At 64.5% G+C, this 12,842-nt stretch carries 7 protein-coding genes; all 7 read left to right on the forward strand.

What is annotated here, in order from left to right; all coding sequences use genetic code 11:
- The first annotated feature begins 39 nt into the window (after nt 1-39).
- The 7 genes from AC1RQC_RS02945 (at nt 40) to AC1RQC_RS02975 (ending at nt 12,655) form a co-directional block, all read left to right on the forward strand.
- Entirely contained in the window at nt 40-846 is an 807-nt protein-coding gene (locus AC1RQC_RS02945; protein ID WP_492882420.1) for a peptidylprolyl isomerase, read from the forward strand.
- Between the two features lie 78 nt (nt 847-924).
- Nucleotides 925-8,784 (forward strand): two-partner secretion domain-containing protein, encoded by a 7,860-nt coding sequence (locus AC1RQC_RS02950; RefSeq protein ID WP_492882421.1) that lies wholly within the window; start codon nt 925-927, stop codon nt 8,782-8,784.
- Nucleotides 8,785-9,522: 738 nt separating this feature from the next.
- On the forward strand, nt 9,523-9,933 hold the full coding sequence (locus AC1RQC_RS02955) for a hypothetical protein (RefSeq protein WP_492809285.1): 411 nt from the start codon (nt 9,523-9,525) through the stop codon (nt 9,931-9,933).
- Entirely contained in the window at nt 9,930-10,388 is a 459-nt protein-coding gene (locus AC1RQC_RS02960; protein WP_492387150.1) for a DUF2846 domain-containing protein, read from the forward strand. Before AC1RQC_RS02955 ends, AC1RQC_RS02960 begins: the two co-directional genes overlap by 4 nt.
- Nucleotides 10,389-10,747: 359 nt before the next feature.
- Nucleotides 10,748-11,242: a hypothetical protein gene (locus AC1RQC_RS02965; RefSeq protein ID WP_492387151.1), complete on the forward strand. Its 495-nt coding sequence runs from the start codon at nt 10,748-10,750 to the stop codon at nt 11,240-11,242.
- A 38-nt stretch (nt 11,243-11,280) separates the two neighbouring features.
- Nucleotides 11,281-11,904, forward strand: coding sequence for a hypothetical protein (locus AC1RQC_RS02970; RefSeq protein ID WP_492882422.1), 624 nt, complete (start codon nt 11,281-11,283; stop codon nt 11,902-11,904).
- Between the two features lie 493 nt (nt 11,905-12,397).
- On the forward strand, nt 12,398-12,655 hold the full coding sequence (locus AC1RQC_RS02975) for a DUF6429 family protein (RefSeq protein WP_492809289.1): 258 nt from the start codon (nt 12,398-12,400) through the stop codon (nt 12,653-12,655).
- Nucleotides 12,656-12,842: the final 187 nt, after the last annotated feature.

Below are 12,842 nucleotides of genomic sequence, written 5' to 3' on the forward strand. Positions count from 1 at the left end.
AACACAGAACTCCGATACCCGATGTCAAAGGAAACCAACATGCAATCGCAGATCTTTCGCCTTATCGCCACCACCGCATTGGCTTTCAGCCTGCAGCCTGTCCTTGCCGCTTCGGTCAACGGCGTGGCAATCCCCGATGACCAGATCACCCGTGCCATGCAGCAGGCACAACTCCCCGACAACGACGCAACGCGCAACGCCATCAAGCAGCAGCTGATCGCGCGCGAGCTGTTCCGCCAGGAGGCGGCCAAGGCCAAGGGGCTGGAAGCGCGGCCCGATCTGCAGCAGGCCCTGCGCGAGGCGAAGGACGCCATCCTGACCCAGGCCTGGCTCAAGGACCATATCAAGCCCGCGCCGGTCACCGAGGAACAGGTGCGCTCGCGCTACAACGCCATCGTGGCAAGCCTGGGCGACAAGGAATACAAGGGCCGCCTGATTGAGCTCGCCGACGATGCCGCGGCCGCCGCCGCGCTCGCACGCATCCAGGGCGGCGAGGACTTCGCCAAGGTGGCGCAGCAGGTGAGCCTCGCGCCGTCCAAGGCCAGCGGTGGCGCGATGGACTGGCTCAGCTTCAAGGTGCCGGCGCAGGAAGGCCAGACCCAGAACCTGCCCTTGCCGCTTGCGCAAGCGCTGTCCACCCTGCCCGCTGGCGCGGTGAGCGCCACCCCCGTGGCCTGGAACAACCGCCGCTTCCTGGTCAAGGTTGACGAAGTGCGCGCGACCCGTGTCCCGGCCTATGACACCGTCAAGCCCGGCATCCAGCAAGCGTTGCAGGCGCAGGAACTTGAGCGGGCCACGACCACGCTGGTCACGCAGTTGCTGGGCAAGGCAAAGATCACGCAGTAAGGCGGCACGCAAAGGCCGCCCGCCCTCCTACGCGACCCGCCCTAAGACATCCAGTTCGACGCACTGCCAGGAAGCACCATGTACCGCGTGAAGCAAGCCGCTCTGCCTCAGGACAACGCACAACCCGATCCATCGCTCGGCCTCTCCATGGCCGAGCGTGGCCGTCGCCGCTTGTGGGTGCGGGCGCTGGCTGGCGTGGTGGCCATCACGACCTGGATTGCGCCGCTGCAGATGTCCTTGCAGCAAGCCCGGCAGGCGGCAGGGGCGTTGGCGGCGGGCGCCTCGGATCCGGCTAGTCTTGCGATACAGTCCGGCGCCGCGCGGCAAAGCCTGATGCGCTGGGCGGTCGCGCACCTGCCGGTGACGGTCAGCTTTGGTCCTGCGGCGGCCCATGCCGCGCCGGTCACCGACCCGAACGCGCCGGTGCGTTTTACCCCGTCGATTGGCACCACCAGCGGACCGGGTGCGCCGGCGGGCGGCGTGCCCGTGGTGGGCATCACCACGCCCAACGCGGCGGGTATCTCGCTCAACCAGTACCGCGCATTCGTGGTCGATCCGATCGGCCTGATCCTCAATAACAGCACCACCGGCGGCGGCACGTTCCTCGGCGGCCAGGTGGGCGCCAACGCCAACCTGGCCACCTCTGGCCCGGCTGGCCTGATCATCAACCAGGTCACCAGCCAGACGCCCGCCCAGGTCAACGGCACCATCGAAGTGTTCGGCGCCCCGGCCGGGGTTGTGATCGCCGCGCCCGGCGGGGTCTATACCCGTGGTGCGAGCTTCACCAACACCACGCAGGTCACGCTCACCACCGGCGTGCCGCAGTTCCTGTCGGGCACCGGGGCAGCCACCAGCTTCGATGCCGCCACGGCCGCCGGCTTCCTCGTGCAGGGCGGGCGCGTACAGATCGCCAACCCGTCGCCGGGGAACCCCAACGGCGTGGGCATCGAGGGCACGGTCGGCAATATCAACCTGATCGCCGAGTCGATCGGTGTCGATGCGGCGCTCTACGCCGGCAACCAGATCAACCTGGTGGCCGGGCGCCAGTTGGTCACGTCCGCCGCTGCGTCCACCGCTACACCATCCGGCGGCGCCTTTGCCACCACGGCCACGGGCGCGAACAACGCGGCCAGCAACACCAGTGCCGCCAGCGGCCTGGCGATCGACGCCACCGCGTTCGGCGCCATGACTGCCGGCCAGATCCATATCGTGAGCACCGCCGCGGGCCTGGGCGTGCGCGCCGATGGCAATCTCGCCGCGTCGGCCAGCAACCTGACGCTGGACTCCGCCGGCAACCTGAAGGTTGGCAGCACCTACGCCAAGCAGGCGGTCGCGCTCAATGCCGCCGGCGCCGTGGTGGCGTCGGGCAATGGCCACAGCGAGGCCGGATACACCCTCAACGCCGGGCAGGACGCCACACTGGGTGGCACGCTGAACGCGGGCAAGGCCGCGGCGGTGTCGGCAGGTGGCTCGATCCACGGTGCCGGTGGCATCCAGGCGCAGAACGCCGTGACCCTGGCCGCCGGCGGCAGCGTGGATGTGGGCGGCGCGGTCCGTGGATCGCAGGTCGCCATCTCGGCGGCGGGCAACGATGGCCGTGGCGATATCCATTTGCGCGGCGATGTCAGCGCGCCGGGCACGATCCAGCTCAACGCGGCGCGCGACACCACCATCGACGGCAGCGCGGTCTCGGCGGCCGATCTGGACCTGTCCACCCAACGCCATCTCACCATCAACGGCATGGCGGGCAGCACCGGCGGCAATGTGTCGCTCACCGGCGTCACCGGCAACGTCACCACCACCGGCAACGTCGTGTCGCCCGGCACGCTTGCCGTCACCGCGGGCACCGATGCCAATCTTGGCGGCCAGGTGCTCGCCACCGGCCCGGTTGGCGTCACCGTCCGCAGCGGGAGTATCACCACCAGCGGGCAGATCGGCAGCAATGCCAGCCTCTCGCTCACCGCCGCGCAGAACGTCACGGTGGGCGGCCAGGCCCAGAGCGCGGGCAAGGCCACCATTACCGCCACCGCCGGCAGCGCCGCGATCAACGGCGCGCTGACCAGCGATGGCGACGCCGCTATCGCGGCGGGGCAGAACGCCAACGTGGCCGGCAGCGTGGCCAGCGGCGGCAACGCCACGATCCAGGCTGCGGCGGGATCGGCCACGGTGAGCGGCACACTCTCCAGCGTGGGCAGCGCCACCGTGAATGCGGGACAAAACCTCACCCTGGGCGGCAGCGTGCTGACCGGCCGCGATCTGGCGGCCACGGCCGGGCAGACGCTCAAGGCGGGTCAGCTCACCTGGGTGGGCGGCAACGCCACCCTGCGCGGCACGGATATCCAGGTCGGCTCGGTGGCGGGTTCAGGCACAACCGGGGGCAATGCCGTCACCGGCACGCTCGATGCGGCCGCCACGCGCAGCCTCGCCCTGACCGGCGACACCACGGCCGCCAACATGACGCTGGGCGGCCAGTCCATTGCCAACAGCGGGGCGACGATCGCCACGCAGCAGCTCACGGTCAACGGCGGCGCCGTGAGCAACGCCGGGACGCTCGCAGGCAACCAGGTCAGCCTGACGGCCTCCACCCTGACCAACCGCGGCACTGTCGGCGGCCAGACCGTCAACGTCACGGTGGCGAATGCCCTGGACAATGCCCAGGGCCTGATCGCAGGCGCCAAGCATCTCGCCGTCACCAGCGGCGCGCTCGCCAGCAACCAGGGCGGCACCCTCTTCGCCGGCGACCTCACCGGACACGCGCCCACGACAGGCGACCTGACGCTGAGCATCACCGGCGGCAGCGGGAGCTTCAACAACGCGGCAGGCCAGATCCTGGCGGGCAACAACCTGAGCGTGAATACGCCGAACCAGGTGTTCGACCCATCGGCGGCCACCGCCGGCACGCTGAACGCCAACGCCACCCTGACCCTCGCCGCGCTGGCCATCAACAACACCGGCACGTGGAACGTGCCGGGCGGCAACGTGGTGCTCAATGCCAGCCAGGGCATCACCAACACCGGCACGATCCAGAAATCCGGCGACCTGACCCTGGCCACCGGCGGCACGCTCACCAATGCCGGGCAGATCGTCAGCGGCAGCCATCTCTCGCTGTTCGCTGGCGCCTTGACGAACACCGGCACCCTGCACGCCAACGGCAATCTGGCGCTGGGCGGCAACGTGGCCAACCAGGGCACCGCCGAGGCCCTGGGCAACCTGACCGTCACCGGCGGCGACTACGACAACCGTGGCGGCACCACCCAGGCCGGCGGCGACATCAAGGTCGATATCTCCGGCACCCTCAACAACATCGGCAGCGTGATCGGCGCCAACGGCAACTTGCATATCGCCGCGGGCGCGGTCATCAATGACCGCACCGCGCCGGTGGATGCGGGCAGTTCCTTCACCAAGGTGGTCAACGACAGTCTGCTCAACGCGACCATCATCGGCAGCTATTCGCCGTGGTTGCCAGGGGGATCCTGCGACAGCTGCCCTGCCTATGCACCAGGCGCAATATCCAACATCACGCTGGCCGACGTCAGGCGCAATCCCGATGGTTCCGTACTGCTGGTTCGCGGTGCGGAGATCATTCCCTCGAACGGGGACCAGCAGTACGGACAAGACCTGTGGCACCTGATCCCGGCCGCCCCGGGTGCGGCTAGGGTGCCGCCCTTCCTGCTGACGCCCGAAAGCACCCTCAATATTGGCGTACCCACCGTCGACCATACGGTGGTGCGCCAGGCCGACGGGACCGCCGGCCAGATCATCAGCGGCGGGAACCTCGACATCGGCACGGCCTCGCTCTCGAACAAGGGCGGCATTATTTCGGCGGGCAGGAACGTAACGCTCAGCGTTGGCAGCCTGGACAACAGCCGTTCTGCAACGCTGGTCAACAGTACCGGGGATGCGGTGAACCAGGGCGAGCTCTCGGCCTTCATGGCGCAGCTCGCGGCACTCACAACGGGCAATACCGACGCCCACGGACCGGGGCCGCTGGTCTACGGCGTGCCGCCGAGCATGAGTGCCTGCGACAGCTGCTTCGCGCCGCCGCCATGGTCGCCGGTCGCGCAAGGCAAGACTGCCACTGGCGCGGCTGCGGCCGCGCCCAGCCAGGTAACCACCAGCTACCAGCTCGGCAAAGCCGGCCAGATCACCGCCGGCGGCAACCTGAATCTCACCGGCACCGGCGACCTGACCAATGCCGGCGACCTGGCTGCGGCGGGCAAGGTCGCCATCAAGACGCCGGGCACGTTCACCAACAAGGGCGTCTACGACAGCAAGATCACCACAACGCCCGGCTGCGTGGCGGGCGCACCGGACTGCCCGGACGACAGCAATCCCCGCGTGGATTCCCTTGCCTGGCAGCAGACGCCCAGCACGGTGGCCGCTGGCCAGACGCTCACGATCAGCGCGGCCGACATCCAGAACCTGAACGCAACGCTGGCCGCGCAGGGCGATATCACCCTGAACGCCACCAGCAGCGTGACCAACCGGTCCGGCGCCATTCAGTCACTGACCGGCGATGTATCGATCACCGCGCCGACGCTGGTCAACACCACCATGGATACCGCGCGGCTGTACAAGAGCTACGGCGGCCAGAACCCACCTTACGCCGGTGGCTGCAATCCCGGTGGCACCTACGGCAACAGCCAGTGCGCGGCGAATGAGGACGCCGCCGCCGGCCCGGCCGGCGTCATCTCCGCCGCGCGCGACGTCCAGCTGTCGGGCACGAACCTGACCAACAAGGGCGCCCTCATCACCGGCGGGCGCAACGTGACGGTCGGCATGGCCGGCAGCATCGACAACAGCAGCATCCCGCTCAACGCCGACTGGGTCGGGCGCTGGCAGGAAGACCACAGCGGTGGCGACCGCTGGCACGACACCGGCGGGCGCGCCACGCTCGGCAGCCTGGAATCCGGCATCCAGGCCAGCAACGCGCTGTCGGTGACGGCCGGCGGCCAGGTGCTCAACACCGGCAACCTGATGGGCAGCCAGGTCGACGTCACCGGCGCCGCCCTGGTGAACGGCTACACCAGCCCCACGCAACCCACGCCGCCCGCAACCGGCGCGCAGCAAGTCATCCCGCTGGGCCCCGTGGCGGCACCCGGCGGCGCGGTACCGGCCGCCACGCCGGTGAACAATCCGACCACTCCCTGGCAGTTCAACCCGGTCATCGTGGCCACACCGGCAGCGCCCACCACCGGCAGCAGCCAGACCATCGACTGGCACTTCAACGCCAACCTCGCCGGCAACCCGGTCACCGCGCCCAGCGGCACCACAGACCGCGCGCAGTACCTGAACAACAGCCCGGCCACCGCCGTGCTGGCCGGCGTCACGCCCGACAGCCTGCTCGCGCAGCTGCCCGCCGAACTGCGCCCGGGCAAGGTCAGCTTCTATTACGACCCCTACACCGAAGGACAACGGCTCCAGCAAGCCGCGCTGCAACAGACCGGCCAAGCCAGCTTCGTGAGTGGCCTGGCCTGGGACAGCCAGAACCAGCTCTCGGTCACCGACCAGGAAAAGCTCAGCCTCTACAAGAACGCGGCGGACTACGCCAAGGCGCACAACATCGCGCTGGGCACGGCGCTGACGCAGACGCAGGTCAACGAACTCGACAAGCCCCTGCTCTGGTACGCGCAGCAAGCCGTACCCGACCCGAGCTGCAATACGGTCGCCAGCACCGCGTGCCCCACGGTGAACGCGCTGGTGCCGCAGGTGTACCTGCCCGAGGGCTACGCACAGGCGCTGACCAAGCCGACCGGCGGCACCATCGCCGGCGACAAGGTGAGCCTGGACATCGCCGGCCAGCTGCGCAACAGCGGCGCCATCACGGCCGCCGACACGCTCAACGTGAAAGCCGGCAGCATCGACGCCGGCCCCAACGTGGTGGACATCGGCACCTCGGCCTACAAGGCCCAAGGCGGCTGGAACGTGATCACCGGCACCGTGGTGCAGCCCGGCGGGTTCATGAGCGCCATGCGCATGAACATCGAGGCCGACAGCATCCACGCGGTCAACAACGCGTTCCTGATCCGCAACGCCGACGGCACGGTCGACGAGGCCGCAACCGTTGCGCTGGTGAATCAGCTGAAGGCCAACCTGGGGTTGAGCTACACCGAGGGCACGGTCGCCGACGATATTCATACGCGGTTTATTCAGGAGAAGAAGGGCGGGTTCGGCCCCATCGGCATGGTGGTGGCGATGGTGGCGGCGGTCGCGATTTCTATCGTGACGGCCGGGGCTGGGACGGCAATCGTGGGCGCGGCATATTCCGCCGTCATGGGCGCCACGGTCGCCGCTGGCGCGGCATTCGCGGCTGCGGGCATCGGCTTGGCGATGTCGGTAGCGGTGTCGGGGCTGATCGCCGGCACGCTCTCCAGCATGGTGAGCCAGTTGATCCTGACAGGCTCGCTGAACATGGGCGCAGCGCTCAAGGCCGGCGTTGTCTCGGGGGTAACGGCGGGCCTCACGCAGGGTGCGCTGGGTGCACTAAACCTGGGGAACGCGGGCGTTACCAGTATTGGCGACAACATTGCCAAGGGCAGTTGGGATGCCGTTCAGTCCAACCTTGGCAACTACGTCCAGGCGAGCGTGGTGCGCTCTGCCATCAGCGCCGGGGTCAATACGGTGGCCTACGGCGGCAGCTTCGGGCAAGCCTTTGCGAACGGGCTGGTGCGGGATGCGGCGGCGGTTGGGGCCAATGCCATTGGCGTGACGTTGCCGGGCATCGGCGCGGTCGGTGCGGATACCGGCACGATCCTGGCAAACGCGGCTGGTCACGCGCTTCTTGGGTGTGCTGCGCAGAGCCTGACGGGCGGGGATTGCGCGGGTGGTGCTGTTGGAGGGGCGGCAAGTGCCTTGGCCGCTCCGCTGATCCGCGACCAGATCTATGCCGATAGCCCGGTCATCAACTACAGCGACGACAAGATCCGTCAGGCAGTGACCGTTGGGCTGGCGACGCTGGTCGGCGGGGTGACCGGTGTAATGCTGGGCACCGATGCGACGTCGGCCGCGCTGGCGGCACAGAATGAGTCTCTGAACAATGCCACTTCGCAGGGGCCGGCACGCGGGATCGTCGCCCGTGAAAATGCGCGGTTGATGGCGCAGTGCGGGGCGGCGTGTACGCAGGAGGACTTCCAGCGCATCGATACCCAGGTACGGCAGGTGGAGGCGGCGGCGATGCTGGCGCGGATGAATAATCTGACACCAGAGCAGGCGCTGAAGCTGGGTGACATGTTGACCAGCCTGCTGCCGCTGTACGGCACGCCGGCAGCGCTTTACCAGGCGGTCACCGGTCAAGGTCTGAGCGGCCAGCCGCTGGGCACGGCCGAGCGCTGGCTGATGGGTATAGCCGGCGTACTGCCCGCGGCCGGGGTAGCCTATCGCAAGTTGAGTGAGTTTGTTGCCGCTAGAGGCGTCGGTGCTGATATCGCACTGCGAACCGGAACGGCAACGGAAGTAAAGGCAGTAGGAAATCTCGAGCCCGGAAATTCGGCAAGTGTCAGTCTCCCACGAAATGGTGATCGATTGACTCTTAATCAAGGGGCGTTGCCCACTTGTGGGCCGACCTCCTGTGCAATGGTATTGGATACAGCAGGGAAACAATTTGATCTCGGAGTGTTGATTTCCGAGTCGGGCGTAACTGCAAGCGGTACGACTATGCGGAGGTTGGCCTCGACTTTGAATAATAATGGCCTGTCCGCTCAGCGAGTGTTAGGGGCAACGTTGGAGGACCTCGCTGCGGCAACAGCAAATGGAAATCCTGCTATTGTTAGAATGAGTTTGGATCGCGGCGGACATGCCATTGTTGTCGATGGAGTTACCGTGCGGAATGGGGTGGCAGTTGTGGCGATTCGAGATCCGGCGCTAGGTCGGCAGTACTTCACGCCAGTGGCAGAGTTTATGCAGAAATTTTCTGGAGAGGCGATTTTTACAAAGAGATGAATATACTAGATGAAAAACTACTATTCTGTGGCTCACAGAGGCGACTGCAAGCTCTATATGGGAAATTGGTGAGTGTCAGTGCTACGTTGGCTATCAGAGGGGGGGAGTGTTTTCTTATTCCTGAAAATAGCTCCATAGATTCGTTATTTAGGGTGGAAATATACGCACCGGGGTTGGAAAAAAAACTCGACCTCATGGTTGGAGGCTGGGTGGGTGGACCCGCTGTCTATTTTGATAGGGTTGAGTTAACAGGGGTTATTCGCGAAGGAACAACTCGAAGGAATTATGTTTCCATATCTGATATAGAGTCTTTGATATTGAATAGGGATGGTGAGAGGTTTGTGCTCTCGATGTGAAAATTTGGAGATGGGGGGTGATCCGAATATTGACGGAGCTATACAAGGGGGGTGATGTGGATGCCACTCCTTACATGCGGCGAATAGTCGGGATGATGGTGATGTATGCAATCCTCTGGCTCGCTATTTCTATCTATCGAGTTCTCCGCGAGGGTTGGCACGCGTTTCATCTAAGCTATTTGATCAGCGGTGAAAAATTCATTCTATCTGGATTAATTTTGCTCCATCTGTACGTCATAAATCGATATGGATGGCGCAAGTTCTTTCGCTTGGTGCGGGACACGCGATAACCTTGTGTTGAGACCGATGGTTGGGGCCGCCAGATTCGATGCTTCCACGATGGCTGATGGCTTTCAGAAACTAAATCAGAACATACGATTTTATGAACACCTTAGCTCTGACACGTTTGCCCCGCCTCTGGGTGCTATTCGCCAGCGGTGTGGCTTTGTCCGGCTGTGCCCCGATGATCGCAACGACGCCATCTTCCGTCGAACTTGCACAGGATGGGACCACGGCGCGATCCATCACGATCCAGGCACCAGTAGTGATCCGGCTCGATACGGGGTACTCACGAACATTGGCTGCCAAATCCGTATGGAAGCCGGTGGGACGCGTGCCGCAAGGGGCCGTCTACCGGCCGGTCGGAACGATCTTCACGATCGAGGGCCGTCAGGTCCACGAAGCCTACCTTGTCCTCAAAGACAAAAAGCTGGTGGGCTTCTATTTGCCGGGGGAGCAGAACTACTCCCCGCTTTCAACCGCAGTACCTCTGACCTTTGGAGAAACCGAATGAAACGAGTTGTACGTATGGCAATGGGTGGGATGGCGATGTCGTTGCTGATGGCGGGTTGCGCATCGGGTGTGAAGCATTCCGATATGGCGGCCTCGATCCCGACGATCAAGCCGGGCGAGGGGCGTATCTACTTCCTGCGCTCGGCCTCCATGTTCGGCGCCGCGATCCAACCGGACCTTCGCCTAAACGGCCAGGTTGTGGGGGAATCCAAGCCAGGCGGCTTCTTCTTCGTGGACCGGCCTGCTGGCAAATATGTGGCCTCGGCGGCGACGGAAACGGAGAAGACGCTCAGCTTCGCCCTGGACGGTGGGGAAACGAAGTATGTGCGCAGTTCGCCGTCAATGGGCCTGATGGTGGGCCGCGTGGTGCTGGAGCTGGAAACGCCCGACAAAGCCAAGGAGGAGCTGTCGTCCTTGAGCTATACCGGGGACGTGGTGAAGGCGTCGGCAAAGTGAGCTGGAAACTCAGGCTGGGCGGCGTCATGCTGGCATCGCTCGATTGATCGAGGAACAAGGGTGGGCGAACAGTTTTTTTAGCGCCGTCCACTTCCCTCCGCTTTACGGGTGACCTTCCGCCGCGTCCTTCGTCGCGATCGCCCGGTGGCTGGAGGCTGCAATCCCGGTGGCACCTACGGCGACAGCCAGTGCGCGGCGGATGAGGATGCCGCCGCCGGCCCAACGGGCGTCGTCTCGCGCTGCACGCGACGTCCAAATTCCCAATTGTTCAAAGTTCTCCCATGACGTCTTTCTTGCCCCGCCGGTCATTGTTGGGTGCGCTGATAGCGCTACCGCTTTTGCTCACCGGATGTGCCGTAATGCCCGAATACGCGCCAAAAGGCGCCCCTGACACGCAGGCACGCCTGCGCATCAAAGCGATGGATATGTACGCGTATCCCGCCATCATTCTTGGGACCGTCGAGCAGGACAACGAACCCAAGCGGCAGTTGCTTGCCGTCTTTTCGAAGGGATGGGCAGGGATCGGCAAGACCCCGAAGGAAAGCGAGCGCATCGGCATGCCGGCCTCGACAGATCAGGATACCAACATGCCCGTGCTCGAGCGCTACGTGAGCGCGGGACAGCCGCTCTCGCTAATGTTTACGGCCACGCTTGACGGCAGTCTTGTGTGTCGCGCGGCGGCAGTGATGACACCTGAAGCAGGGCACGATTACGAGCTCGTCGTTCTGCTGCAAGGGACGTCGATTGGCGGCAATGGACGATGCGGACTGCTCGCTTATGAGCTCAAGCCTGGCGCAGGCCCGGACAACCGCGTGCCGTTCATGCTGCGGCCCCGGGCGGTGGCCGAGCGCTAACGTCGCGGGCATGTAGCGCAGTACGCAGGAACCATCGTATGCCTTATAAATTTCTTCATGTCGTGAATATGAGAACCACAACGCTTGTACTGACTTTGTGCGCCTGCGCGTTTGCGCTGGCCGGTTGCGCGGCCAAGTATCAGGAGCCGACGTCCGGAGAACGTGCAAGATTGCGCGTGGTCAACACCGGGCCGCGGGTCAACACGAACGTTTTCCTCTACCCGAATGCGCCGGCTGCCGCCACCTGCTTCGATTCGAAGGATACTATCGGGCGCATCAACATTGCTTTGCTCGATTGGGACAATGCGCTGCATAAGCACAAGCAGGGCGTCAGCATCGGTATTCCAGGCAACGAGGCGGAAAGGAGCGAACGTTTTGCGGAGACCTATATTCCTGCCAACCAGTCGTTCACCTTCGGCTTTGCCGGCGGCGGTACGCTGGTAGGTGTCGGCGGTTCTCTATCTGTGCGCGGAGGCTGTTCCAGTGAGGCATCGTGGGTCCCGCAGGCAGGAGTGGACTACGAAGCCAGCTACGACTGGAAATCCTGTCGCATGACGGTTTCAACGATTTCGACGCCAGGCGCCACCAACCAGGTGGTGCGCGAACCGGCAAACGTGAAGTACCTGAGTTCGTGCAACCGGCTTCCCAAGCCAGCCAAGTGATTCGCCGTGCTGAACAATGCGGGCGGCGGCTGCGCCCGCGTCTTTTCAGTTGATGTGAGGATACAACGCGGCACCTGGTCATCACCGAGGTGGAGAACCGGTTGGCACGTGACCGCAACTCAGCGCCTTGGTCGCGCAGCACTCGCGATTGGATGCCCATCGGCGCCGTGAGCCGGGCGGCTTGACTTGCCCTGATGAGCCTGCTGCAATCACTGTTGTTTCGTGTTGGGAAGACCAAGACGCCTGCCGGGGGAGCCCCTCCGCTGGCGTTTGGAAGGCTCCAGTCGTGAGTAGCAAAGCACTCGGTTGGAACCTGGGATGTTGCGTGTGGAGATCCTGGCGGGCAGATCCGGCGGTGCACAAAAGCCCGCTATAGTTGTGTTCGCCAGGCTCGAGGGCAAGTACCGCCCTGTGGGCAGGAACAAGCCGTGCTGAGGCGGCGACGATCGAGCCGTTGGCTGACGGCGAAGCCGCCCAAGAAGGAGGATCGAACATGAATCCCGATCAACTCAATACCGAAGCAATCGACAATGCTGTCCTGGGTCTCCTTTACCTGACACTGCACGACTACGATCGGGCGTGGAAAGGTTTTGACTGGGAGGCTTTGAACCGCCTTCATGAGCGCGGTCTTATTGCCGACCCTGTCAACAAGGCGAAGTCGGTGGAGTTCACTGCGCAAGGGCTGACGGAGGCGGCGCGGCTCTTTAGGAAGCAGTTTGTTCTGCCTGATTGCGATGCGAAGCCTGAATGAGCCTGTCGGCAAGCTTCGCTATCCGCCTGGGACGAGGCGGACTCGGATTTCGGGCTAAGATTGCCCTCGCTACATCATGGATCGGAACAACCGACCGATTCCTGATTTCGAGGACGGGCTTATGGCGCTGCTCGGCATCCATGTCCGATGCGGCGCCCGGCCAGGCAGCTGTTAACCTTTGGTTGAC

The sequence above is a fragment of the Cupriavidus sp. GW822-FHT03E04 genome, from assembly GCF_058801495.1.

What these genes read in the sequence shown, in the direction of transcription:
- AC1RQC_RS02975 (WP_492809289.1), top strand. Translation starts at nt 12,398, where the DNA reads ATGAATCCCGATCAACTCAATACCGAAGCAATCGACAATGCTGTCCTG.
- AC1RQC_RS02945 (WP_492882420.1), top strand. Translation starts at nt 40, where the DNA reads ATGCAATCGCAGATCTTTCGCCTTATCGCCACCACCGCATTGGCTTTC.
- AC1RQC_RS02960 (WP_492387150.1), top strand. Translation starts at nt 9,930, where the DNA reads ATGAAACGAGTTGTACGTATGGCAATGGGTGGGATGGCGATGTCGTTG.
- AC1RQC_RS02955 (WP_492809285.1), top strand. Translation starts at nt 9,523, where the DNA reads ATGAACACCTTAGCTCTGACACGTTTGCCCCGCCTCTGGGTGCTATTC.
- AC1RQC_RS02965 (WP_492387151.1), top strand. Translation starts at nt 10,748, where the DNA reads ATGCCCGAATACGCGCCAAAAGGCGCCCCTGACACGCAGGCACGCCTG.
- AC1RQC_RS02950 (WP_492882421.1), top strand. Translation starts at nt 925, where the DNA reads ATGTACCGCGTGAAGCAAGCCGCTCTGCCTCAGGACAACGCACAACCC.
- AC1RQC_RS02970 (WP_492882422.1), top strand. Translation starts at nt 11,281, where the DNA reads ATGCCTTATAAATTTCTTCATGTCGTGAATATGAGAACCACAACGCTT.